Consider the following 23,594-nt stretch of genomic DNA (forward strand, 5'->3'; position numbering starts at 1 on the left):
GGGCACGCTCCTCGTAGGTGCGACGTTGTCCTGCTGGGTGGATCGATCCTCCCACAGTGGCGCACCCCGCTTGCGGCCGTAGGATGCGGGATACATCGGGTTACCCCCTGCTCGCGGCATGTCGCGGGCGCGGGGAGCGGCAGCGGCTTGATCGGAGCAGTAGACCATCGTGAGCGGCGAGAACTCTTCGGCGGACGACGTGCAGCGAGTATGGGACGTCGTCGTGGTGGGCGCGGGACCGGCGGGGGCGTCGGCCGCCTACGCGGCGGCGGTCGCGGGGCGGCGCGTCCTGTTGCTGGAGAAGGCCGAGTTGCCCCGTTACAAAACCTGCGGCGGCGGCATCATCGGCCCCTCGCGGGACTCCCTGCCCCCCGGCTTCGAGCTGCCCCTGCGGGACCGGGTGCACGCGGTCACCTTCTCCAACAACGGGCGCTTCACCCGCACCCGCCGTTCCCGGCAGATGCTGTTCGGCCTGATCAACCGGCCCGAGTTCGACCAGCAACTGGTCGAGCACGCCCAGAAGGCGGGCGCCGAGTTGCGTACGGGCGCGACGGTGCAGCGCGTCGAGCAGCACGGCTCGGCGGTCCCCGACCGGCGCACCGTCGCCGTCGTCCTTCAGGGCGGCGAGACGGTGTTGGCCCGCGCGGTCGTCGGTGCGGACGGCAGCGCGAGCCGGATAGGCGCCCATGTGGGCGTGAAGATGGCCCAGGTGGACCTCGGCCTCGAAGCGGAGATCCCGGTCCCGGAGCCGGTCGCCGAGGACTGGAAGGGCCGGGTGCTCATCGACTGGGGCCCCATGCCCGGCAGTTACGGCTGGGTGTTCCCCAAGGGCGACACGCTCACGGTCGGCGTGATCTCCGCCCGCGGCCAGGGCGCGGCGACCAAGCGCTACTTGGAGGACTTCATCGCCCGCCTCGGCCTGGCCGGCTTCGAGCCGACCGTCTCCTCCGGGCACTTGACCCGCTGCCGCGCCGACGACTCGCCGCTCTCCCGCGGCCGGGTGCTGGTCTGCGGCGACGCGGCCGGACTCCTGGAGCCCTGGACCCGTGAGGGCATCTCCTTCGCGCTGCGCTCCGGCCGGCTGGCCGGCGAGTGGGCGGTGCGGATAGCCGAGGCGCACGACGCCGTCGACACCCGCCGCCAGGCCCTGAACTACGCCTTCGCCGTCAAGGCGGGGCTCGGGGTGGAGATGAGCGTCGGCAGGCGCCTGCTCGCGGCCTTCGAGCGGCGGCCCGGCCTCTTCCACGCCGCCCTCACCGGCTTCCGTCCGGCCTGGAACGCGTTCCGCAACATCACGCGGGGCGCCACCTCCCTCGGGGAGATCGTCCGCTCCCACCCGCTCGCCCAGCGCGCCCTGACCGTGCTGGACCCGGGCCCGGCGGTGTCGGCGGACGCCGCGGAGCCCGCCAAGTCCGAGGGCGAGCCCGTCAGTTCGTGACGGTGATCCGGAAGACGGGGTGGTCGCCGGCGCACGCCACGATCTCCTCGTCCGAGGAGTCGGCGGTCACCCCGGCGAAGTACTGGTTGACCTCCCAGCCCCACTTCTCCAGATAGGTCCGCAGGATGGGGAGCTTCTCGGCGTCGGGAAGCTCCACCGCGGTGAACGTGCGCACCTTGCGCCCGACGCGCAGCTCACCGCCGTTCGCGGCACGCATGTTGCGCACCCACTGCGAGTGGCCGCGCGCCGAGACCAGGTACTGCCCGCCGTCGTAGGTGTGCGGATTGACCGGGATGCGCTGCATCTTGCCGCTCTTGCGGCCCTTGACGGACATCTCGGCGGTGCCCGCGAAGCTGATCCCGTGCCGGGCGAGCCACCCGATCACGCTGTTCAGGCGCACGTTCAGCGGGCTGCCCTTGAGGTAGTACGGCGAAGACGACGACATGGTGAACTCCCACGGTTTCGCAGAGCAGCGCTCTTGACTGACACCAGCATGAGGGAGATCGGTGCTCCGTTGCAAGAGCACTGCTCTTTTTTGTGTGCACTGATCTCGCACGTGGCAGAATGACGGGTATGACCACCGCACAGGGAGCCCGCGCACGGGCCAGGAACGAGGTAACCGCGGCCATCAAGGAAGAGGCCCGCAGGCAGCTCGCGGCCGACGGCGCGGTCAAGCTCTCCCTGCGTGCCGTCGCCCGTGAGCTGGGCATGGTCTCCTCCGCCCTCTATCGCTACTTCCCCAGCCGCGACGAGCTGTTGACCGCGCTGATCATCGACGCGTACGACGCCCTGGGCGCCGCCGCGGAGAAGGCGCGCGAGGACGCCGGCGACGCCCCGCCCGCGGCCTGCTTCACGGCGGTGTGCGAGGCGGTACGGGCCTGGGCGCTCGCCCATCCGCACGAGTACGCGCTGATCTACGGCTCGCCCGTGCCCGGCTACGCGGCCCCCGAGACCACGATCCCGGCCGCCGCCCGCACGGGCATGGTCCTCATCGGCATCTTCCGCGACGCCCAGCAGGGCCCCGGCCTCGCCGAACTCCCACTGCCCGACGAACTGCGCCCGGAGGCGGAGCGGTTGGCCGCGGACCTCGCGCCCGACCTGACGCCCGAGGTGGCCGCCGCCCTCGTCGCGGCCTGGGCGCAGCTGTTCGGCCTGGTGAGCTTCGAGCTGTTCGGCCAGTTCAACAACGTGATCGAGGACCGCGAGCGGTTCTTCCGGTACGCGGCCACGGGGCTGGCGCACGGGGCCGGTCTCGGGTAGCCGCCCGGAGGCTCGGTACCGGCTTTCTTTACCCGCCCATGGGACTGCTACGGTGCGTCGATGACCTCGACGACGGACGAGCGGGCACTCGTGGCGCAGTGGCGGGGCATCCTGACCCTGCACGCCCGCACCCAGTGCGAACTGGACCGGACACTGAACGTCCACGGCCTGTGTGCCAGCGACTTCGAGGTCCTCGACCTGCTGGCCGAGTGCCGGGGTCCGCACGGCTGCGCCTACCGCGTCCAGGAGATCTCCGAGCGCGTCCATCTCACCCAGAGCGCGCTGTCCCGGCTCATCGGCCGCCTGGAGAAGGAGGGCCTGGTCGAGCGGGGCGTGTGCGCGGAGGACCGCCGGGGTGTGCGGGTGGCCCTCACCGGGAAGGGCCGCGCCCTGCACGCCGAGGTGCGGCCGGTGCAGCGCGCGGTACTGGCCCGGATGCTCGCGGAACCGGACCTTCCCGGCTGACGGGGTTCAGATCCCGGACGTCTCCTGCCACAAGGCGGCCAGCGCGTGGTCCCCGGAGACATGCGGGACGGGGACGCGGTTCCACAGGGCCAGGTACAACTGGTCGGCGGGACCCGAGAGTTCGGCGTCGGCCTCCCCGCTCGCCCCACGGACCGCCGCCGGAGGCTCGTCCGAGGTGAGCCGTACGGTCCACACCGCGTCCCGTCCCGCGTCGGTCGCGCGTACCCGCAGCACCTTCGGCTGGGCCGTCCGCACCCGGCTCTTGGACCGGGCGTGGAAGCCGCGCAGCAACTCGTCGACGCCCTCCGCCCCGAGGGCCGAGGTGACCGGGGACGGCGTCCCGCCCCGGGCGGCCTCGGCGTCGTACCGGTGGACGGTCGTCTCGTGCGCCTGCCGCCTGGTCCAGAACGCCAGGGGCGACAGCTCGGGCAGCGGGAGGAAGGTCCAGCACTCCAGGTCGGCGGGGGCGGCGGACAGGGTGTCGACCAGCAGGCGGTGGCTGTCCCGGTACCAGGCGACCAGCTCGGCGCCGTCGAGGTCGGGCTCCTCGCCGATCGGCCGGGGCGTGGTGTGTCCCTCGGCGACGAAGGCCGCGGCCCACCGGTGGACGGCGCCGGTGTGCCGCAGCAGGTCCCGCACCTGCCACTCGGGGCAGGTCGGAACCTTGGCGTCGGTGCCGGCCCGGTCGGCGGCCGCGGCGAGCAACTGGCCCTCGCGGTCGAGGGCATGGAGGAAATCGGCGGTCTGCATGGGGCGATCCTGCCGGACGTGCCCGCCGCGCCGCACCAGGGTTTCAGTAGTCGCTGTTCATCGCGGCCCGCACCTCGGCCAGGGTGGCGTCGGCCACGGCGTTGGCCCGCTCGTTGCCCGCGCGCAGGATGCGGCGCAGCTCGGCGCGGTCCCGGGCGTACTCGGCGCGGCGGGCTCGGATCGGGGCCAGGTACTCGTTGACCGCCTCGGTCACGGTCTTCTTCAGCGCCGCCGCGCCCGCGGAACCGATGTCGGAGGCGACCTCCTCGGGTGTCCGGTTCTGGCACAGCGCGGCCAGCAGGAGCAGCGAGGAGACCTCCGGACGGGTGGCCGGGTCGTAGGTGATGCGGCGCTCGGAGTCGGTCTTGGCGCCCTTGAGCAGCCGCGCGGTCTCATCCGCGGTGGCGGCCAGGGTGATGGAGTTGCCCCGGCTCTTGCTCATCTTGGTGCCGTCGGTGCCGAGCAGCAGCGGCACCTCCGAGAGCAGGGCCTCGGGGCGGGGGAAGACGGGGGTGCCGTTGCCGTAGCGGTCGTTGAAGCGGCGGGCGACGGTCCGGGTCACCTCCAGGTGCGGGAGCTGGTCCTGGCCCACGGGGACCAGGTTGGCCTTGCAGAAGAGGATGTCGGCGGCCTGGTGCACGGGATAGGTGAACATCAGACCGCTGACCGCGGACTGGCGTGAGTGGACGATCTCGTCCTTCACCGTGGGGTTGCGGTTCAGCTCGGCGACGGAGACGAGGCTGAGGAAGGGCAGCATCAGCTGGTTGAGGGCGGGGACGGCGCTGTGCGTGAAGATCGTGCTGCGCTCGGGGTCCACGCCGATGGCGAGGTAGTCGAGGACCAGCTCCTCCACGTGACCCTTCAGGTCGTCCGCGACGTCGCGGTCGGTCAGCACCTGGTAGTCCGCGATGATCACGAACAGTTCCACCCCGAGGTTCTGCAGCCGGACCCGGTTGTGGAGCGTGCCGAAGTAGTGGCCCAGGTGCAGCCGTCCGGTGGGCCGGTCGCCGGTCAGGATCCGGAACTTCGCCGGGTCCTCGGTGATCAGCTTCTCCAGCTCCGCGCTGCGGGTCCGCGCGGCGGACGTACCGAGCGCGTCGGAAGTGCCGGCGGCCGACGGGGCCTCGGAAGTCGGGGAAGCCTCGGACGGCACGGGCTGCTGATCGGGGTTCATTCGGTCTCCTGGTGGTGGATCGACGGGGGCCGCCGGGACGCCCCGCCCCTGATCCAGGGACACGAAAAGGGCCGTCCATGCGAACGGCCCGGTTCATGCCTGTGCGGCGGCCGCTCCTACGAGGAGCGCCACCAGCACGGACACGACGAAAGATGCATGGGGCAATGATAGCGGGGCCGGGGGCGGCCGGCCAGCGTGGGCCCGGCCACGCCCCCGGTCCCCCCTCGTCCGCCGGCCCCCCGGAAAGCCGGGGAGCCGGATGCGCGGGGACGGCCGGGAAGGCGTCAGCCGTTCAGGCCCCGGCGCGTCGCCACCCCGACGAGGGCGGCCACGGCGGCCAGCACGGCCACGCTGGTGAGGGCGGTGGGCAGGGAGAACCAGTCGGCCATGAACCCGATCGCGGGCGGCCCGAGCAGCATGCCGCCGTAGCCGAGGGTGGAGGCGACGGCGACGCCCGAGGCCCCGCTGAGAGCGCCGGCCCGCTCGATGGCGACCGGGAAGATGTTGGCGAGTCCGAGCCCGGTGACCGCGAAACCGGCCAGCGCCACCCAGACCGACGGCGCCAGCGAGCCGAGCAGCATGCCCACCGCCGCGACGGAGCCACCGGCGATCACCGTACGGGCCCGGCCCAGACGGCCCAGCAGCGCCGTGCCGGAGAGCCGCCCGGCGGTCATGGCGAGCGCGAACAAGGCGTACCCGGCCGCCGCCGTCCCCGCGGACGCCGTCAGGTCCTGCTTGAGATGGAGCGCGCCCCAGTCGGCCATGGCGCCCTCGCCGTACGCGTCGCACAGCGCGACCAGTCCGAAGCCCACGACGAGCCAGCGCCCACCGGCGCGGGGGGTTCGGCCCGCACCGGCCCGAGCGGGCTCCTGGTCGTCGGCCGGCGGCGGGGGCGGGTCGTGCCGCAGCAGCGCCCGCCCGGCGACGGCCGTCACGAGCAGCCCGATCACGGTGATGCCGAGCAGATGGCGGGTGGGCGAGAGGAAACCGGCGGCCAGCCCGCCGACGCCCGCGCCCACCATCCCGCCGAGGCTGAACGCGGCATGGAAGCTGGGCATGATCGGCCGTCGTACGGCGGCGACGAGATCGACGGCGGCACTGTTGAACGCGACGTTGACGCCCCCGTACGCCGCGCCGAAGACCAGCAGTACGGCGCCGAGCGCGACCGCGGAGTGGGTGAGCGGGGGAAGGGCGACGCTGAGGGCGAGGACGACCATCCAGGCCACCGTCACCGGGTGGCTGCCGTACCGGCGGCACAGGCGCCCGGTCAGCATCATGGTCAGCACGGCCCCGGCGGACACCCCGAGCAGCGCGAGGCCGAGCGCCCCGGCGGAGGCGTGGGTCTGGTGCTTGATGTCCGGGATCCGCACCACCCATCCCGAGAAGACGAACCCGTCCAGCGCGAAGAACGCGGTGATCGACACTCGCAGCGCGACGAGTTCCCGGCCCGGCACGACATTGTGCGTTCGGGTTTTGTTTATTAGCGGCACAAAGTCAGCGTAGGGTGCGGCCGAGGGGCGCGGCAAGGGGTTTCGGCGTGGGGCCGTACGCTCGGGTGTCATGGACGCAGCCGCGGGTACGACCGCCGTCCCGAACCTGATCGCCAGGTATGCCGAGTTGGTCGACGCCGGTGACTTCGCCGGGGTCGGTGCGCTGTTCGCCGGGGGTGTCTTCGTCGGGAGCGGGGCGCCGGCCGAGGGGAGCGAGGCCGTCGAGAGGATGCTCCGGGACACCGTGATCCTCTACGAGGACGGTACGCCACGGACCCATCACGCCGTCACGAACATCGCCGTCGAGGTGGACGAGGAGGCGGGTACCGCCGCCGCGCGTTCCCGCGTCACCGTCTTCCAGGCCCTGCCCGAGCTGCCGTTGCAGCCCATCGCCGCGGGGCGTTACGAGGACCGCTTCGAACGCAGGGGGGAGCGCTGGGAGTTCGCGGAGCGGCGAGTCCGGATCCACCTCGTGGGCGATGTGAGCCGGCACCTGCGTGCGTAGGCCGGCGGTTGCCGAAATGGCCTCCTGAGGACAGGATTTGGCCGGTACGTGAGCCCATTCGGCGCCCGGGTGGCTTGCTTTGCGTCCGGACTGGTGTATAGGGCTGCCGACCCGGTGTGGATACAGGTCGGTTAATGCTTGCTCACGCGCTGGTTGCGGCGGGATGAGCGCGTCATGATGGGCCCATGACGTTGGCCTCGCGCGCACTCGCGCAACTGGCGACCTGGCCGGACCTGAGACAGGCCGTGCCGAGCTGCGGTCAGGGACAGGCGGTGGTTTCCGCCAAGGGTGAGATCGTCCATTTCCACTCGGACCGTGATGTCGATCTGCGGCTGACCGACCGGGCGATCCGGCGGTTCGCCCGGGATCTCAAGCGCTCCGGCGTGATCAGGATCGTGCCCGGCTCGCCGTGGGTGACCCTGCGCCTCGACGCCGCGAGCGACGTCGATCTGCTGCTGACCCTGGTCAGTGCGGCGCTCCAGGCGCAGCAGTTCCCGCCCGACACGGTCGACCGCCCCCTGATGGGCTGCAACGACCAACGGGGCGCCGGATTCGTGAAGGCGGATCTCGGGGCGTTCTGAGGAGGCCGGTCTCCGCGTCATACGGCGATGACGCGGAGACCGGCCTCCTCGAGACGGTGGACCGTGTCCTGGTCCACCGCCGTGTCCGTCACCAGGGTGTCCACCAGGTGCGCGGGGCAGATCCGGGCGAACGCCCGCCGGCCCAGCTTGCTGGAGTCCGCGGCGACCACGACCCGTTCGGCGCGCTCGCACAGCAGCCGGTTGATCGCCGCCTCGGCCTCGTCGTGCGCCGCCGCGCCGTGCACCACGTCGAAGGCGACCACCCCGAGCACCGCCACGTCCAGCCTGATCTGCCCGAGCACCCCGTCCGCGAGCGGACCGATCAGCTCGTACGACTGCGGGCGGGCCACCCCGCCGGTGACCACGATCTTGAACTGCGGCCGTACGGCCAGCTCGTTGGCGATGTTCAGCGCGTTGGTGACGACGGTCAGTGCCGGGGAGCCGGTGGCCAGGTCGCCGCGGACGGCGAGGGCGCGGGCCACCTCCGTGGTGGTCGTACCGCCGGTCAGCCCCACCGCCTCGCCCGGCGCCACGAGATCGGCCACCGCCGCGGCGATGCGCTGCTTCTCGGAGGCGCGGCGGGCCGTCTTGTAGCGCAGCGGGAGTTCGTACGACACCCCGTGCACCACCGCGCCGCCCCGGGTGCGGACCAGCATCTGCTGCTCGGCGAGCTGGTCGAGGTCCCGGCGGATCGTCGCCGCCGACACCCCGAGCTCGGCCGCCGCCTCCTCGACGTCCAGCCGGCCGCGCTCCACGAGCAGCTCCAGCAGCGCCTTCCAGCGGGCGTCCCGGGACATCCGCGGCCTCCGTTCTCCGAGCGTTCTCCGAGCGGTGACCCTAACGCACCCCCCGCGTGCGCCCCCGCCTTTACGAGACTGCTTGATTGTGCTCGAAAGCGCGCTATATCTTGCAGGAACAATCAGTGAGGCCAGGGGAGGGTGCGGGATGACCCATGTCGAGGACGAGCTGAAGAGCCAGCCCGAGTGCTGGACGCGGGCGGCCGAGGAGGCGGGGCGGCACCGGGAGGCGCTGCCGGCGCCGGGGGAGCGGGTCGCCGTCGTGGGCTGCGGGACCTCGTACTTCATGGCGCAGGCGGTGGCCGCGCTGCGCGAGGGCGCCGGACTGGGCGAGACCGACGCGTTCGCCGCCTCGGAGTTCCCGTACGGACGCTCGTACGACCGGGTGATCGCCCTCACCCGCTCCGGCACCACCACCGAAGTCCTCGAACTGCTGGGCCGGTCGAGGGGCAAGGCGACCCGGACGACCGCCGTCACCGCCGACCCCGCCACCCCCGTGATGACCGCCGCCGACGACGTCGTGGTGCTGGACTTCGCCGACGAACGCTCCGTCGTCCAGACCCGCTTCGCCACCACCGCCCTCACCCTCCTGCGCGCCCACCTCGGTCTGCACACGGACTCCGTCGTCGCCGACGGCCGCACCGCGCTCACCACCGATCTGCCGAAAGGGCTGGTCGAGTGCACCCAGTTCACCTTCCTGGGACGCGGCTGGACGGTCGGCCTCGCCAACGAGGCCGGGCTGAAGATGCGTGAGGCGTCCCTGTCCTGGACCGAGGCCTATCCGGCGATGGAGTACCGGCACGGCCCGATCAGCATCACCACCGAGTCCACCGCCACCTGGATGTTCGGGGAGGCACCCCGGGGACTCGCCGAACAGGTCCGCGCCACCGGGGGGCGGTGGATCGCGGGCCGCCTCGACCCGCTCGCCGAACTCGTCCGCGCCCAGCGGCTCGCGGTCGCCGTCGCCGCGGCGCGGGGACTCGACCCGGACCGGCCGCGCCATCTCACGCGCTCCGTGATCCTCCCCGCGGGGCCCGCGGGCCCCGCCGAGGTCCCCGAGCCCCGCGAGGCCGCCGAGACCGCCGTCACCTCCTCCGACGCCGTCTGACCGCTCCCGCCGTACCGCGCCCCGGAAGGACACCCGAAGTGCCCCTCGCGCCCACCGGCGAACTGGTCGCCCGCGCCGTCGAAGCCCGCTCGGCCGTCGCCGCGTTCAACGTCGTCACGCTGGAACACGTCGAGGCCGTCATCGCCGGCGCCGAGGCGGCCGGCGCCCCCGTCGTCCTCCAAGTCAGCGAGAACGCGGTCAGGTTCCGCTACGGGCGGCTGCTGCCGCTGGCCCGCGCGGCCGGCGCCGCCGCGGAACGGGCCGCCGTACCCGTCGCGTTGCACCTGGACCATGTGCAGAGCGACGACCTGCTGCGCCAGGCGTCCGCCGCCGGGTTCAGCTCGGTGATGTACGACGCGGCCCGGCTGCCGTACTCCGACAACCTCGCCGCGACCCGTGCGGCCGCCGACTGGGCCCACTCCCAAGGTCTCTACATCGAGGCGGAGCTGGGGGAAGTCGGTGGCAAGGACGGACGGCCCCCGCTGGACGCCCACGCGCCCGGCGCCCGCACCGACCCGGCGCAGGCGCGGGACTTCGTCGGCGGGACCGGGGTCGACGCGCTGGCCGTGGCCGTCGGCAGCTCGCACGCCATGACCACGCGCACCGCCGCCCTCGACCACGCCCTGCTCAAACGGCTGTCCGCCGCGCTGCCCGTCCCGCTGGTGCTGCACGGCTCCTCGGGAGTACCGGACGAGGGCCTGGTCGAGGCGGTCGCGGGCGGCATCGCCAAGGTCAACGTCGGGACCGCCCTCAACATCGCCATGACCGGGGCGATCCGCGCGTTCCTCGCCACCCACCCGGAGGCCGTGGACTCCCGCACGTACCTCGGTGTGGGAAGGGAGGCGATGGCCCGGGAGGTGCGACGCGTCATCGGCGTCCTCACCGCGGAGGGGGGCTGATCCGGGCGGTGCGGCCGCCCGGCGGCGCGGCTTCCCGGGACGACGTCGGCCTCGCGGCCGAGGGAAACCGCGACGACTTCCGGGGGAGCGGGCCCGCGGCTTCGCCGCCGTGAGCGCGACCGGCCGTCACACGCCCCCGCGCTCCCCCTTCTTGACCGCCTTCAGCAGCACGAACTTCGGGTCACTGGCGACGAGCGCGCAGTTGCCGAACAGCCGCTTCAGCGTCACGTGGTAGCCGAGGTGCCGGTTGCCGATCACCCACAGCTCGCCGCCCGGCCGCAACGCGCGCCGCGCGCCGGTGAACATCCGCCGGGCGGTCGCGTCGGTCGTCGCCTGGTGGGAGTGGAACGGCGGGTTGTTCAGGACGAGGTCCACACTGTCCGCCGCCACCCCGGCGAGCCCGTCGCCGACCCGGAACTCGGCGTGCCCGGGTACCCCGTTGGCCTTGTAGGTGGCCTCCGCGGAGGCCACCGCCTGGAACGACTCGTCCACGAACAGCACCTCGGCCGCCGGGTCGGCGAGCGCCACCGCCGTGCCGACCACGCCGTTGCCGCAGCCCAGGTCCACCACGCGGGCCGGGCCCGGTCCGGGCAGGTGCTGGAGGAGGAAGCGGGTGCCGATGTCCAGCCGGTCGGCGCAGAAGACGCCCGCGTGGTTGACGACCGGGCGGCCGGAGATCGCGCCGACGCCGTCCGGGAGGTCGTAGCGGTACGGCCACGGGCTCGCGGGCCGCTGCGTCGCGGAGCCGGGGGTGCAGAAGATCAGCCGGGACTTCTGGCGGGCCGGCGAGGTCCGGGTCGGGCCGAGGATCCGCTCGAAGAGCCGCAGCGTGGAGGTGTGGATCTCCTTCACCATGCCGGTGCCGATCACCACCGTGCCCGGGTGCACGGCGGGCGCCAGCCGCAGCAACTGGTCCTCCAGCAGCGCCAGGCTCTTCGGCACCCGCACCAGCAGCACGTCCACCCGCTCGGGCGGCTCGTCCTGGGTGGTCAGCAGCGGTACCGCGCCGGGTTCGACACCCGCCCGCGCCAGGTTGGCGCGGCTCGCCTCCTGGCCGAGGAACGAGTCGGTGATCTGGACGGGCCGGTGCTCCGCCAGCGCCGTGACCAGCGCGCCCCAGCGGTCGCCGAGGACCACCACCTCCCCGGTCAGCGGCACCTTCTCCGCAGCCAGATGGTGCAGCAGGTAGGCATCGGAGGCGTCCCAGGCACGCAGCCGGTCGCGGGGGTCCTCGGGGAAGCGGGACAGCTCGACCTCGCCCCACGGTGTCGTCATACGGTCGCTCATCGCGCTCCAGGCTAGCGGAACCGCAGATCAGGGCCCGTACGGCCCGGGACCCCGCGGGAGCGCCGACCCGGACCCGCAGCCCGAGCCGCCGACCAGCGCCTCGCCGAGCGGGGTGCGCCGGTAGAGCACCGACCGTCCCGAGCGGGCCCGCACGAGCAGCCCCGCGCCGCGCAGGATGGCGAGATGGTCGCCCACCGCGCCCGGCGCCATGGCGAGGCTGCGGGCGAGGTGGCTGGTGCTGGCGGGGGCGTCCAGCGCCACCAGCAGCCGGGCCCGAGCCCGGCCGACCAGGGCGGTCAGCGCATCCGGTTCGCGGACGGGGTCCTGTTCGTCCCACAGGGCGGCGGTGCCGCGGGCGGGATAGACCAGGGTCCTGGGCCAGGGCTCTTCCAGATGGGCGGCGACGGAGGGGCCGACGAAGACCGAGGGGATCAACAGGAGCCCGTCCCCGACGAGGCGGACCGTCCCGCCCGGGAAGAAGCCGAGCTCGATGCCGCCGGCGCGCCAGACGATGCCCGGATGCAGGCTCTCGATGGCCGCGGCCCAGCCGTGTTCGCCGATCACACCCACCCGGTGCACGACATCGCGCTCACAGATCGCCCGCAGCCGCGGCCAGTCCGCGGCGAGCAGTTCCTGCCAGGCGCGGTCCATCGCCTCGGCGATCCGGGAGACGGCGTCCGCGGAGTCCAGCACCGCGCGTACGCGGGGATCACGGGCGGCCGGGCCGGTCTCGGCGGCGGGGAATTCGCGGCGGGCCGCCTCCAGCGGGGTGGCCCGGATCGCGGCCAGGTCGTCCGCCCAGGTCTGGCCGAGGCCGCGCGGGGGCGGGGCGACGAAGTCCGGGCCGGACCGCGGCGTGTGCAGGGCGAGGAAGGCGTCCAGCGCGGTCTCGCGGCGAAGCCGTTCGAAGGCCGGCCGCAGCCGGGTGGCCCACGAGCGCGGCAGCGGCCGGTTCCGGTCGGCGAGCGAGCGCAGCAGCGTGGCGAGTTCCATCGCGGGCGACAGTGCGAACCGGCTGCGCAGCAGGTCCTCGACGCAGACTTCGAAGCGGAGCACCCCGTCACGCTACCGCGCCGCGTCCGCCTCGATTCGTCCAGCGACGAATCATTGGAGGTCCTGGGGACGCACGCCGAGGCTGTCCGGCGTGACCACCACCGCCGAACCCGTCCAGGGCGACCACCACGCCACCTACCGGGAAGTACTGGCCGAGCCGCGCTTCCGGCTGCTCTTCACGACCCGCACCCTCGCGGTCACCGCGGACTCGCTGCGGATCACCACGTTCTCGGTGCTGGTCTTCACCGCCACCGGCTCCGCGCTGTTCAGCGCGCTGGCCTTCGGCATCAGCTTCCTCCCGCAGCTGTTCGGCTCACTGCTGCTCGGCTCCCTGGCCGACCGGCTGCCGCCCCGCGCGCTCATCGCCGGCGGCTACGCCCTGGAGTGCGCCGCCGCCGCGCTGCTCGCCCTGGTGCGCATGCCGATCGCGGCGAGCCTCGGTGTCGTGGCCCTGATCGCCTTCGCCACGCCGCTGTTCGGCGGCGCGTCGAGCCGGCTGGTCGCGCAGTGGCTGGAGGGCGACGCCTACGTACTGGGCCGCTCACTGAACAACATCGGCTCCTCCGGCGCGCAGTTGCTCGGCCTGGCGCTGGGCGGCGCCGCCGTCGCGGTACTCGGCGCGCACCGGGCGCTCGCGGTGAGCGCCGCCGTCTACCTCGGCTGCGCGCTCGCCGTCCGCCTCCGGCTCCCCCCGCTCCAGCCGGGAGCGTCCGACGGCGCTCGGGGCGACGGCGGGACCGTCCGGGCCAGCCTGCGCGGTGCCGGCCTGCTGCTGCGCGGCCGTACGGTACGACGGCTGATGCTGGCCCAGTGGCTGCCGTCCGCGTTCGTGGCGGGCGCGGAGGGGCTGATCGTCGCCTACGCGGGCGGACGCCGCTTCGCGCCCGGCTGGTACGCGGTGCTGATGGGCTGCCTGCCGGTCGGCATGCTCGTCGGCGACCTGCTGGTGGGCCGGCTGCTGCGACCCCCCACCCGGGAGCGGCTGGTGGTCCCGCTGGTCGTGCTCATGGGAATGCCGCTGGTCGGCTTCGCCGCCGAACCCGGCGTGGGCGTCTCGTGCGGTCTGCTGCTGCTCTGCGGCTTCGGCTTCGCCTACGGGCTCGGTCTGCAACGGCCCTTCCTGGACGCCCTGCCGCGGGACGGCCAGGGCCAGGCCTTCGGCCTGCTCGGCTCCGGCAACATGACGCTCCAAGGCGTCGGCCCGGTCTGCCTCGGGTCGGTGGCCGAAGGCATCGGAACGGGCGGCGCCATCGCCCTGGCGGGCGGCGCGGCGCTGCTGACCGCGGGCTGGATCCTCAGGTGGCGGACCGACCCGTGAGGCAGGATGGGGAAGGTGGACACGGAACTGTTCCCCCGGGAGCGCGCGGGGATCGCGCCCGACGCCGTGCACGTCCCCGACTGGCTGTCCGACGAGCGGCAGCGCGAACTGCTCGCCGCCTGCCGGGCCTGGTCGCTGCCGCCGGCCGGACTGCGCACCGTCCGCACCCCCGGCGGCGGCACCATGACCGCCCGCCAGTTCTGCCTCGGCCTGCACTGGGGCGTCGTACCCGCCTGCCCCGTGTGCGGACGGTCCGTACGGGACGACCCCGAGTGTCCGGGGCCGCACCAGTACCCCTACGCGTACACCCGTACGGCTTCCGACGGCGACGGTGCCCCGGTCAAGCCCTTCCCGGCGTGGCTCGACGAGCTGGCCGGGCGCGCCGTGGCCGAGGCGCTCGGCCGGGACGCCGTGCCCGGACCGCCGTACGACATCGCGCTGATCAACTTCTACGACGGCGCCGCGCACATGGGGATGCACCGCGACAGCGAGGAGCGCGCCGACGCCCCGGTGGTCTCGCTGAGCCTCGGCGACACGTGCGTCTTCCGCTTCGGCAACACCCGGACCCGCACCCGGCCGTACACCGACGTGGAGCTGCGCAGTGGCGACCTGTTCGTGTTCGGCGGCCCTTCCCGCGCCGCCTACCACGGTGTGCCCCGCGTCCACCCGGGCACGGCACCGCCCTGGCTGGGGCTGACCGGCCGGCTGAACATCACGCTGCGGGTGAGCGGGCTGTGACCGCTTCGCGGATCACGAGCGGTGCGGATCATGGGAGACTCGCCCCCATGAGCGGCAAGGCGGAACCCCGGGCGGCGGGGGAGAGGACCACCACGAGGGCGCGGCTGGAACGGGGGCGTGGCGCGCTCGGGCCCGCGCTGGAGCTGGTGCACACCGGGCGGGCGCCGACCCGGGCCGTGCTCACCGCCGAACTCGGCGTCACCCGGGCGACGGCCGGCGCGGTCGCCGCCGAGCTGGAGGCCCTCGGCCTGATCCGGGTGGACGCCCGCCCCGCCGCGGCGGCCGGTTCCCAGGGCCGCCCCTCGCACCGGCTCGACGTCGCCGAGGAGGGCCCGGTGGCGCTCGCCGCGCAGGTGCACGCCGACGGCTTCCGGGCCGCGCTGGTCGGCCTCGGCGGGCGGATCGTGGCCACCGCGCCCGGCTGCGAGACCGTGGACGCGGACCCGGCGAAGGTGCTCGGCTCGGTGGTCGAGGCGGGCGCGGAACTGCTGCGCACCACCGGCCGACGCTGTGTCGGCGCCGGGCTCGCCGTGCCGTCCGCCGTCGCCGAACCGGACGGCCTCGCCCTCAACCCCCTGCACCTCGCCTGGCCCGTGGGGGCGCCGGTCCGCCGTCTGTTCGAGGAGTGCGTGCGGGCGGCGGGCATCCCGGGGCCCGCGTTCGCCGGCAACGACGTCAACCTCGCGGCGCTCGCCGAACACCGGCACGGCGCGGGCCGGGGCGCCCGCGATCTGCTGTGCGTGGCCACCGGGCACCGGGGCGTCGGCGGCGCGCTGGTCCTCGACGGCCGTCTGCACACCGGCAGCGCGGGCCTCGCCCTGGAGGTCGGCCACCTCACCGTCAACCCGGAGGGCCGCCCCTGCCACTGCGGCGGCCGGGGCTGTCTGGACGTCGAGGCCGACCCGCTGGCGCTGCTCGTGGAGGCGGGCCGCGCGCCGGGCCCCGAGGTGTCGCTCCTCCAACAGGCCGACGACCTGGTGCGCACCCGGTACGAGGACATCGCCGTCCGCAGGGCCGTCGAGGCCCTGATCGACCGGCTCGGACTCGGACTCGCCGGGCTCGTCAACATCCTCAACCCCGACCGCATCATCCTCGGCGGTCTCCACCGCACCCTCCTGGACGCCGACCCGAGCCGGCTGCGCGCGGTCGTCGCCGACCGCAGCCTGTGGGGGCAGAGCGGCGGCGTGCCGATCCTGCCGTGCACCCTCGACCACAACAGCCTGGTCGGCGCCGCCGAACTGGCCTGGCAGCCGGTCTTGGACGACCCGCTGGCCGCCCTGCGCTGAACACGGACGGGCTGAACACGGGTGGCCACGCTCGACGCTGCGCCGCCGCGCCGGCCACCGGGCGCAGAGGACCCGACGCCGTCGGCCGGCCGGGGCGCGGGCCGCCACCGGGCGCCGGAGCGTACCGGGACGTCGTACCGGCCGTGCCGGTGACCGCCGCGATGCCCCGCCTCTCACGCCCCGTCGATCGAGAAGGCCCGTCCCGGATGCTCGGTGAGGATCCGGTCCACCAGGTCCGGGCCCAACTCCGCTTCCAGGCGCGGCCGTACGCGCCGCAGCAGGTACGGCATTCCCGGGCCGCCGTCGACCGAGCGCGCCCCGGCCGTCACGGTGTCGCCGCCGAGGAGCAGCCGGTCGGCGAAGCCGTCCTCCGCGAGGGAGCGTACGGCCGCCGGCATCTGCCAGTCGGTGGGATGGTGGGCCCGGGAGGGGCCGTCGAAGGCGAGCCAGCAGCCGGAGGCGGCGGCCTGCCGGTGTGTCACCGGGTCGGGGAAACGGTTCAGATGGCCGAGGATCACCCGGTCGCCGGGGACGCCCAACTCGCCGCACAGCAGGTCGAGTACGTCGAGGGCGCCGGTGCCCAGCTCCAGGTGGACGGCGACGGGCGCCCCGGTGGCGTGGTGGGCCTCGGCCGCCGCCGCCATGGTCCAGCGGGCGTGCGCGTCGAGGGCGTGGAACCCGCCCGCGACCTTGATCAGCCCGGCGCGCACCCCGGTCGTGCCGATGCCCTCGGTCAGCTCGGCGACGAACAGCTCGGCCAGCCGGCCACGCAGCGCCGCGAGCAACTCCGGTGCCACATGCGGGGCTTGGTGCAGACCCGTCGCGCAGATCAGGTGCACGCCCGTCGCCCGGGACAGGCCCGCGAGGTCCGCCGCCCGGCGTCCCATGCCGTGCGGCGTCCACTGCACGACGGCCGCACCGCCCGCCGCCCGGAAGGCATCGAGCTCGGCCCGCGCGGCGGCGACGTCGTCCAGCTCCTGGCCCGGCAGCCGCCTGCTGCGCAGGAAGAGGTGGTCGTGCGCGTCGCACACGCCCAGCTCCTGCGGGCGGATGTCGCCGAGGACGGTACGGATCACCACTGCCGCCCGCGCGGCAGCCGGTCGCGGCCGGGGGCCGACAGGTGCAGCACCCGGAAGAGGTCGCCCTCGGCCTCGGGAGTGTCGTGCTCCCAGAGCGAGAAGTGGACCAGCTCCCAGTGGTGCGGATCGGCGGCCGTCGCCGCCAGCACGGCACCGTCCTCGGCCGCCAACCGCTCGGCCGCACCGGCCGCTTCGGCCATGAGGGCCGCCAAGTCGGCTCCCTCAGGCACCGGTTGCCGCCGTCGTACGGCGAACGCGGGCCGGGTGCCGGCGCCCTCCGCGTAGCCGAGCCCGGTCCACTGCCGCACCGCCGGACGCCCGAAGTCCTCGGCCAGGCGCTGGAAACCGCCGCCCCACAGGAAGCGGTTCATGCCCTCGACGGTGTGCCACAGGTAGAACGGCGCGTACTGGTTGACCGGTGAGCCCTGCGCGCCGCGCTCCCGCAGCAGGTACGCCTTGATCCCGAGGCCGTCCCAGTCGTCCAGCAGATGCCCGACGCGGTCGACACGGGCCCGGATGATGTCCGTGTCGTAGTCCGCCGGGAGGGTCACCTCGTACTGCATGGCATGCATCAGGTTGCCCCTCTCCTCAGGCGGTCCGGGGCGCGAGCAGGGCGAGCAGACCGTCGACGGCCGCGTCGAAGGCGGCGGGGGAGCCGGCGGCGCGGGCGAGCACGTAACCGCCCTGCACGGTCGCCAGCACCGTCGCGCCGATCTGCCCGCTGTCCAGCTCCGGCGCGAACTGCCCCTGGCTCTTGCCCTCTTCGACGATGCCGGCGATCCGCTCACGGATCCAGGCGAGGGTCTCGTCCACCGGGGCGCGCAGCTCGTCGCTGGCGATCACGTCCGGGTCCATGGTCAGCCGGCCGATCGGGCAGCCGCGCAGCACCTCGCGTTCGCGGTGCAGATACGCCTCGATGCGCTCGTACGGCGTGCCGGGGCCCTCCAGCGAGCGCTCGGCCGCCGCCCGCAGCTGTTCGGCGGTCCGGCGGATCGCCGTCAGGGCGAGGTCCGGCTTGCCCTTGAAGTGGTGGTACATGCTGCCCTGGCCGGCGCCCGCGCGCTCCAGGATCGCCTTGGGGCTGGTGCCCACGTAGCCGCGTTCCCAGAGCAGGTCGCGGGTCGACTCGATCAGTCGTTCGGGGGTGCTCATGAGGGCAGTGTACATACTGGTAGATACAGAGGCGGCCGCGAGGGCGGAGGGGGCGGGGTCGGGACGTGCGGCGGGCGGTCGTCACCGCTCCCCGCACGTCCGCCCGCTCGGTGCCGTGCGCCTGTCCGCCGGTCCGGTCAGCCCGCCCCGACCGGGTGGCTCGCGGTCAGTTCGTGTCCGCCCGGAGCCGTGGTGGCCGCCGCGGGGACCGCCGCCCGAGGCGGGGTGGCGGGGGGTGTCGTGCTGACGGCACCCGCCATCACCGGAGCGGGTGTCGGCCGGTGTTCCGGCACGCGGCGGGGCGTGCGGGCCGGATGGCCGGGCGTCGCGGGCAGGGTGAACCATACGACCTTGCCGTTGTCGCCGTCCGGCCGCGCGCCCCAGCTCTCGCTGACGGCGGCGACCATGGCGAGGCCCCGCCCGCAGGTGGCGAGCGGCGTCGTGCCCGCCGTGTCCGTGTCCGTGTCCTCGGCCGGAACCGGCAGCCGCGGGTCGTGGTCGCGCACCGACACGGTGAGCCGGTCCGGTTGCAGCTCCAGTTCGACGGTGCACGACTTGTCGGGCCTCGCGTGCCGGTGGACGTTGCTGAGCAGCTCCGTCACACCGAGCGCGGCCCGGTCTATCAACGGGTCCAGATGCCAGTAGCGCAATTGCGCAGATACGATTCTGCGGACCTGGCCGATCCGCGACGGCAGGGCTTGCAGCTCCACCGTGCAGTGCCTGCTTGGGTGACTGATCACGGCTGCGACTCCCCGATGTGAGGTCCGGAAGGGAACCGGAGGAACACGGAGAACAACGGATCCAGCAGGCCCCTCGGGAAAGCTGCCGCCTGCTGTCGTGGCCGGCGGGCTGGTTCGCAGCGTTGTCGCCGGTAAACCCAGAGTGACGTGAGACCAGCGTGACGCAGGGGGCGACGTGTCGCAACTCGCCGTGTATGCGTGGACACGCTGTGTGCATGGGCCGGGCTGTGAGGAGGCTGGGGGAGGCCGGAAGCGCGGGGGCGGGACCGGTCGCCGGCGGGCGCGGGCGGCCGGCCCCGGTGCACCGTGCGGCGATGTCCCCGGTCGCCCCCGCGCCGTGGGCTGCCGGGGGCGGCGTCCGGGTGCCCCGCGTCGACGTCACGCGCTGTTCGGGCGGAGCGCGCAGTCCCCGCGCCGCCCGCGCCCCGGACGAGGACGCACGCGCCGCCGACGCCGCGTATCGACGCCTCGACCAGCCGCGCCGTGCGCATCGACGCCCGGCCCCGCCGAGTCTCGCGCCGTCGAGCCCGCCTGGCCGAGTCTCGCGCAACCGGACCTCGCGCCGCTGGACCCGGCATCGTCGAGCCGCGCGCCGTCGAGCCCTTGGCGATCCCGCCGTCCGGCTCCCTCCCGTCGGCGTCGACGCCCCCTGTCGCCCGGCCCCCGCGGGTCACTCTCAGTCGCCGCGTCCCGCCGCCCGGCGGACCGCTTCGATGAAGCGGCGGGCCGGCGGGGTGCCGGGGTCGCCCGGGGCGGGGTCCTGGTCGGCCAGGGTCAGCAGGTACCGCTGGCCGTTGATGTCGGCCAGCGCCTTGTCGTCCGGCGCGAACCACGGTTTGGAGGCGCGCACCGCCTGCACCGGTGCGCTGTCGATCTCGCTGCCGTAACTGTTGAGAAGTTCCACCCTGCCCTCGCTGATCCGGACCTGTCCGGCCCGGGTGAGCGAGCGCATGCGTTTGCCGATCCGCACGCCCTTGGCCGTGAACTCCGGCTCCGCCATCCCTCGCCGCCCCCTTGTACGCGTGTTCCCGTGATCCGGTGTGCGCCCCCGTTCGCGTGCGGGACCATCGTCCCGACGCGTGCAGTCTGCCGCGACACGGCACGGAGCACCAGTGCGCGCGGGGGCGCGCACGACAGCGGCCCGGAGCACACGCGGCGGCACGCCCCGCCGTCCCATACGCCCGTGCCCCAGGGTGTCTTTGGGCCGCCCAAAGATGCGTTTATGCAGGTGGGAAGCGGTCTGAAAGATGCCTATGCTCGAAGTGCCGGCCGCTCCAGGCGCCGTCGGCGCAGAGCGTAAGGAGCCCCGACGTGAGCATCACCCCCCGGACCCGGACCGGCGCCACCCTCGACGTCGACCGCAGCGACCCCGCCTACCGCGCGTGGCTGAAGGAGGCCGTCCGCAAGGTCCAGGCCGACGCCAACCGCTCGGCCGACACCCATCTGCTGCGCTTCCCGCTGCCCGACCACTGGGGCATCGACCTCTACCTGAAGGACGAGTCGACGCACCCCACCGGCAGCCTCAAGCACCGGCTCGCCCGCTCGCTGTTCCTGTACGGCCTCTGCAACGGCTGGATCCGCCCCGGCCGCCCGGTGATCGAGGCATCCAGCGGCTCCACCGCCGTCTCCGAGGCGTACTTCGCCAAGCTGATCGGCGTGCCCTTCATCGCGGTCATGCCCCGCACGACCAGCGCCGAGAAGTGCCGCCTGATCGAGTTCCACGGCGGACGGTGCCACTTCGTGGACGACTCCAGGAAGATGTACGAGGAGTCCGCCCGGCTCGCGGCGGAGACCGGCGGCCACTACATGGACCAGTTCACCTACGCCGAGCGGGCCACCGACTGGCGCGGCAACAACAACATCGCCGAGTCCATCTTCCGCCAGATGGAGTTGGAGCGGTTCCCGGAGCCGACGTGGATCGTGGCCACGGCGGGCACCGGCGGCACCTCGGCGACCCTCGCCCGCTACGTGCACTACATGCAGTACGACACCCGCATCTGCGTCGCCGACCCGGACAACTCCTGCTTCTTCGAGGGCTGGACCACCGGCGACCCCGACGTCACCTGCGACTGCGGCTCCCGCATCGAGGGCATCGGCCGGCCGCGCATGGAGCCGAGCTTCGTGCCCGGCGGGATCGACCGGATGATGAAGGTCCCGGACGCGGCGAGCGTCGCCGCCGTCCGCGCGCTGGAGGGGGTGATCGGTCGCAGGGCGGGCGGTTCCACCGGGACCGGGCTGTGGAGCGCGCTGAAGATCGTCTCCGAGATGGTGGCCGAGGGCCGGACCGGCAGCGTCGTCACCCTGCTGTGCGACCCGGGCGACCGGTACCTCGACAAGTACTACTCGGACGCGTGGCTCGCGCAGCAGGGCCTGGACATCGCGCCGTACACGGCGGCGATCGAGACGCTGCTGGCCACGGGGGTGTGGTCCGAGTGAACGCCCCGCTCCGGGCCGCCCCTTCCAGGGCCCGTACGGCGGGGTGGCCAGGGGTGGGGGAAAAGGGTTGGAGCCATGACGACCGGGCTGGTAGCTTGCGGTCGACCGTGACACCGCCCGAGGAGGTGAGACCCATGAACGCTGTATCGACGTGGGTGCTCCCCCTTCCCGTCACGGCCGGCGATTGACGTAGGTGTCGCCGGGAGCGCCTCGACAACAAGGCACTCCCGAAGGGCAACACCTGTGCATACTCCGCAGTTCACCGCCGAGTCGTCGTCGAACGGCATGGTGGAACGCGACTTCACCGTGGGCGACGTCCCCGGAGTTCTCTGGTCGCCGGCCTCCGGCGCCGGGCGCGCCCCCCTGGTCCTGATGGGCCACGGCGGCGGCCACCACAAGAAGCATCCGGCGATGGCGGGCCGGGCGCAGCGCCTCGTGACCGGCTGCGGCTTCCACGTCGCCGTCATCGACGCCCCCGGTCACGGCGACCGGCCACGTACCGCGTACGACGAGCAGGAGGTCGCCGAGCTGCGCAAGGCGCAGGCGGCGGGCGAGCCGGAGGGCCCGATCGTCGTCCGCTACAACGCCCGCCTGGCGGAACTCGCCGTGCCCGAGTGGCGGGCGGCCCTGGACGCCCTCCGGGAACTTCCGGAGATCGGCGCCGATGGCCCCGTGGGTTACCTCGGCATCGGCCTGGGCACCGCGATCGGGGTGCCGCTGGTGGCGACCGAGCCCCGGATCAGGGCCGCGGTCTTCGTTTCCACCTGGCCCGATGTCCTGCTCGAGAAGGCGAGGCAGATCACCGTCCCGGTCGAGTTCGACATGCAGTGGGACGACGAGCGCGTCCCGCGCGAGGCCGGTCTCGCGCTGTTCGACGCCTTCGCCTCGAAGGAGAAGACGCTGCACGCCAACGCGGGCAAGCACCTCGAACTGCCCCGGTTCGAGGCCGACAGCGCGGTCCACTTCTTCGCCCGGCACCTTGGCCGGGCGGTCACCTCACCGGCCGCCTGAGACGAGCGGCGGCGTCCGGTCTGCCGATCGGGCGCCGCCGCCGCGGCCCGGGGGCCGGATCGCCGAGCCCCGGCGGGTAGCCGACGGGCGTCCTGCCGTGGTGGTGGCAGGGCCCGCCCCTCCTGGTGTTCGCGGTCGGCCGCCGTCCCTGCCGCTACCCGTGTTCGCGGCCTGCTCGCACCTCCCTGGGGTGAGCGCCCTGATCCCGCGCCCGCGCAGGCGGGCGCGGCGCGTCCGTCAGGAGCACGCCTCGTCGCAGGCCACCGCGCCCGGTCGGGCGCGCGGACGGCCGGCGGCCGCACACCGGCCTCCTTCCGGCGCGCGGCGCGACGGTGAACCCGTCGGCGATGACCTCGCGGGCGGCGACGCCGGCCTCCTGCGGGCCGTACCTGCCGACCCCGTGCACCTCGTCGACGACGGTGGCCGCCACCCGGTGGGACCGTCGGCGGCCCGCACCCCGGCGCGAGCACGGACGCCGACGGGTGACGACGGCGGTCCGCCGCGGGGCGGACCTCGCTCGTCAGCCCACGCCCCTAGGCCAGATACCGGTCCAGCGCCGCGACCGCCCGGCCGAAGGCGATGTCCACGCCCGGCGCGGCCGGCCGGCAGCCCAGGCGGAACGCGGCCGTGCCGTCGAGCGCGAAGGTCGTGCAGAGGCGGGTCCCGGAGCCGGCCGGCGCCGGCCGGCACTCCTCCACCCGGGCGCGGGCACCCGGGGTGTTCGTCGCGTCGACGCGATACGTGTACACCTCGGGCTTCTCGGTGACCAGGACCGTCTCCTCGAAGCGGATGCCGCCGTGCAGCCGGACATGCCGCCCGCCGTGGCCGGCTCGGGCGGAGGCCACGGCCGAGAACCACCGCGGCATGTCGGCCACGTCCTCGGCGAGCGCCTGGAAGACCTTGTCCGGGGAGGCGGCGATGTCCCGGCCGAACACCAGCCGCACGGGCGCGCGTTCGAGAAAGTCCGGTCCGACCGGACGCAGACGCCGGGCCATGGCGGGAAACCTCCTCGTGAAGTCCCGTACAT

The 23,594-nt window shown here is 73.9% G+C and carries 25 protein-coding genes; 12 read left to right on the top strand and 13 right to left on the bottom strand.

Annotated features, from left to right (window positions below):
* The first annotated feature begins 169 nt into the window (after nt 1-169).
* Nucleotides 170-1,438, top strand: a complete 1,269-nt coding sequence (locus QSK45_RS17605) for a geranylgeranyl reductase family protein (RefSeq protein ID WP_285557901.1) — start codon at nt 170-172, stop codon at nt 1,436-1,438.
* Here the strand turns inward: QSK45_RS17605 and QSK45_RS17610 are convergent.
* The gene (locus QSK45_RS17610; protein ID WP_285557903.1) at nt 1,428-1,883 is read right to left on the bottom strand and encodes a nitroreductase family deazaflavin-dependent oxidoreductase; all 456 of its coding nucleotides are present in this window, start codon (nt 1,881-1,883) and stop codon (nt 1,428-1,430) included. The two genes, QSK45_RS17605 and QSK45_RS17610, sit on opposite strands and share 11 nt — an antisense overlap.
* 128 nt (nt 1,884-2,011) lie before the next feature.
* On the opposite strand from QSK45_RS17610, the gene QSK45_RS17615 reads away from it, so the two are divergent.
* Nucleotides 2,012-2,698, top strand: a complete 687-nt coding sequence (locus QSK45_RS17615) for a TetR/AcrR family transcriptional regulator (protein WP_285557905.1) — start codon at nt 2,012-2,014, stop codon at nt 2,696-2,698.
* Nucleotides 2,699-2,758: 60 nt separating this feature from the next.
* Complete coding sequence (locus QSK45_RS17620) at nt 2,759-3,163, top strand: MarR family winged helix-turn-helix transcriptional regulator (RefSeq protein ID WP_285557906.1); 405 nt, start codon at nt 2,759-2,761, stop codon at nt 3,161-3,163.
* A gap of 6 nt (nt 3,164-3,169) precedes the next feature.
* Here QSK45_RS17620 and QSK45_RS17625 read toward each other — a convergent pair whose 3' ends face one another.
* From QSK45_RS17625 to QSK45_RS17635, 3 genes are all read right to left on the bottom strand, one after another.
* Nucleotides 3,170-3,913: a maleylpyruvate isomerase family mycothiol-dependent enzyme gene (locus tag QSK45_RS17625; protein ID WP_285557908.1), complete on the bottom strand. Its 744-nt coding sequence runs from the start codon at nt 3,911-3,913 to the stop codon at nt 3,170-3,172.
* 43 nt (nt 3,914-3,956) lie between these two features.
* Nucleotides 3,957-5,087: a tryptophan--tRNA ligase gene (trpS, locus tag QSK45_RS17630; RefSeq protein WP_285557909.1), complete on the bottom strand. Its 1,131-nt coding sequence runs from the start codon at nt 5,085-5,087 to the stop codon at nt 3,957-3,959.
* Between the two features lie 284 nt (nt 5,088-5,371).
* The gene (locus QSK45_RS17635; protein WP_395482237.1) at nt 5,372-6,649 is read right to left on the bottom strand and encodes an MFS transporter; all 1,278 of its coding nucleotides are present in this window, start codon (nt 6,647-6,649) and stop codon (nt 5,372-5,374) included.
* Here QSK45_RS17635 and QSK45_RS17640 point away from each other — a divergent pair.
* Entirely contained in the window at nt 6,648-7,082 is a 435-nt protein-coding gene (locus QSK45_RS17640; RefSeq protein ID WP_285557912.1) for a nuclear transport factor 2 family protein, read from the top strand. The two genes, QSK45_RS17635 and QSK45_RS17640, sit on opposite strands and share 2 nt — an antisense overlap.
* A 185-nt stretch (nt 7,083-7,267) precedes the next feature.
* Nucleotides 7,268-7,663: a luciferase domain-containing protein gene (locus QSK45_RS17645; protein WP_285557915.1), complete on the top strand. Its 396-nt coding sequence runs from the start codon at nt 7,268-7,270 to the stop codon at nt 7,661-7,663.
* Between the two features lie 17 nt (nt 7,664-7,680).
* Here QSK45_RS17645 and QSK45_RS17650 read toward each other — a convergent pair whose 3' ends face one another.
* Nucleotides 7,681-8,460: a DeoR/GlpR family DNA-binding transcription regulator gene (locus tag QSK45_RS17650; RefSeq protein WP_285557917.1), complete on the bottom strand. Its 780-nt coding sequence runs from the start codon at nt 8,458-8,460 to the stop codon at nt 7,681-7,683.
* Nucleotides 8,461-8,608: 148 nt separating this feature from the next.
* On the opposite strand from QSK45_RS17650, the gene QSK45_RS17655 reads away from it, so the two are divergent.
* The gene (locus QSK45_RS17655) at nt 8,609-9,568 is read left to right on the top strand and encodes an SIS domain-containing protein (RefSeq protein ID WP_285557919.1); all 960 of its coding nucleotides are present in this window, start codon (nt 8,609-8,611) and stop codon (nt 9,566-9,568) included.
* 38 nt (nt 9,569-9,606) lie between these two features.
* On the top strand, nt 9,607-10,467 hold the full coding sequence (locus tag QSK45_RS17660) for a class II fructose-bisphosphate aldolase (RefSeq protein WP_285557921.1): 861 nt from the start codon (nt 9,607-9,609) through the stop codon (nt 10,465-10,467).
* 126 nt (nt 10,468-10,593) lie between these two features.
* Here QSK45_RS17660 and QSK45_RS17665 read toward each other — a convergent pair whose 3' ends face one another.
* Nucleotides 10,594-11,742 (bottom strand): methyltransferase, encoded by a 1,149-nt coding sequence (locus tag QSK45_RS17665; RefSeq protein ID WP_285558287.1) that lies wholly within the window; start codon nt 11,740-11,742, stop codon nt 10,594-10,596.
* A 39-nt stretch (nt 11,743-11,781) separates the two neighbouring features.
* A complete protein-coding gene (locus tag QSK45_RS17670; RefSeq protein ID WP_285557922.1) occupies nt 11,782-12,810 on the bottom strand; it encodes an ArsR/SmtB family transcription factor in 1,029 nt (342 codons plus the stop codon).
* An 88-nt stretch (nt 12,811-12,898) separates the two neighbouring features.
* On the opposite strand from QSK45_RS17670, the gene QSK45_RS17675 reads away from it, so the two are divergent.
* The 3 genes from QSK45_RS17675 to QSK45_RS17685 are packed head-to-tail and all read left to right on the top strand — an operon-like array spanning nt 12,899 to nt 16,149.
* Entirely contained in the window at nt 12,899-14,125 is a 1,227-nt protein-coding gene (locus QSK45_RS17675) for an MFS transporter (RefSeq protein ID WP_285557925.1), read from the top strand.
* A gap of 15 nt (nt 14,126-14,140) precedes the next feature.
* Nucleotides 14,141-14,863: an alpha-ketoglutarate-dependent dioxygenase AlkB family protein gene (locus tag QSK45_RS17680; RefSeq protein WP_285557927.1), complete on the top strand. Its 723-nt coding sequence runs from the start codon at nt 14,141-14,143 to the stop codon at nt 14,861-14,863.
* Nucleotides 14,864-14,910: 47 nt separating this feature from the next.
* Nucleotides 14,911-16,149: an ROK family protein gene (locus QSK45_RS17685; RefSeq protein WP_285557929.1), complete on the top strand. Its 1,239-nt coding sequence runs from the start codon at nt 14,911-14,913 to the stop codon at nt 16,147-16,149.
* Nucleotides 16,150-16,322: 173 nt separating this feature from the next.
* On the opposite strand, the gene QSK45_RS17690 is transcribed toward QSK45_RS17685, so the two are convergent.
* The 5 genes from QSK45_RS17690 to QSK45_RS17710 all read right to left on the bottom strand — a co-directional run bounded on the left by QSK45_RS17690 (nt 16,323) and on the right by QSK45_RS17710 (nt 20,120).
* A complete protein-coding gene (locus tag QSK45_RS17690) occupies nt 16,323-17,225 on the bottom strand; it encodes a phosphotriesterase family protein (RefSeq protein ID WP_285557931.1) in 903 nt (300 codons plus the stop codon).
* Nucleotides 17,222-17,800 carry a DUF4865 family protein gene (locus QSK45_RS17695; protein ID WP_285557933.1) on the bottom strand — a complete coding sequence of 193 codons (579 nt, stop codon included), beginning with the start codon at nt 17,798-17,800 and terminating at the stop codon, nt 17,222-17,224. Before QSK45_RS17695 ends, QSK45_RS17690 begins: the two co-directional genes overlap by 4 nt.
* A gap of 16 nt (nt 17,801-17,816) precedes the next feature.
* The gene (locus tag QSK45_RS17700; RefSeq protein WP_285557934.1) at nt 17,817-18,395 is read right to left on the bottom strand and encodes a TetR/AcrR family transcriptional regulator; all 579 of its coding nucleotides are present in this window, start codon (nt 18,393-18,395) and stop codon (nt 17,817-17,819) included.
* 122 nt (nt 18,396-18,517) lie between these two features.
* Complete coding sequence (locus QSK45_RS17705) at nt 18,518-19,120, bottom strand: ATP-binding protein (protein WP_285557936.1); 603 nt, start codon at nt 19,118-19,120, stop codon at nt 18,518-18,520.
* Nucleotides 19,121-19,796: 676 nt separating this feature from the next.
* Complete coding sequence (locus QSK45_RS17710; protein ID WP_285557938.1) at nt 19,797-20,120, bottom strand: hypothetical protein; 324 nt, start codon at nt 20,118-20,120, stop codon at nt 19,797-19,799.
* A 311-nt stretch (nt 20,121-20,431) separates the two neighbouring features.
* On the opposite strand from QSK45_RS17710, the gene cds1 reads away from it, so the two are divergent.
* The gene (gene cds1, locus QSK45_RS17715; protein WP_285557940.1) at nt 20,432-21,556 is read left to right on the top strand and encodes an L-cysteine desulfhydrase Cds1; all 1,125 of its coding nucleotides are present in this window, start codon (nt 20,432-20,434) and stop codon (nt 21,554-21,556) included.
* Between the two features lie 243 nt (nt 21,557-21,799).
* Entirely contained in the window at nt 21,800-22,567 is a 768-nt protein-coding gene (locus QSK45_RS17720) for an alpha/beta hydrolase family protein (RefSeq protein WP_285557942.1), read from the top strand.
* A 533-nt stretch (nt 22,568-23,100) separates the two neighbouring features.
* Here the strand turns inward: QSK45_RS17720 and QSK45_RS17725 are convergent.
* The gene (locus QSK45_RS17725; protein ID WP_285557944.1) at nt 23,101-23,562 is read right to left on the bottom strand and encodes an SRPBCC family protein; all 462 of its coding nucleotides are present in this window, start codon (nt 23,560-23,562) and stop codon (nt 23,101-23,103) included.
* Nucleotides 23,563-23,594: the final 32 nt, after the last annotated feature.

The sequence above is a fragment of the Streptomyces hygroscopicus subsp. hygroscopicus genome (assembly GCF_030269125.1).
Taxonomy (GTDB): Bacteria; Actinomycetota; Actinomycetes; order Streptomycetales; family Streptomycetaceae; genus Streptomyces; species Streptomyces hygroscopicus_C.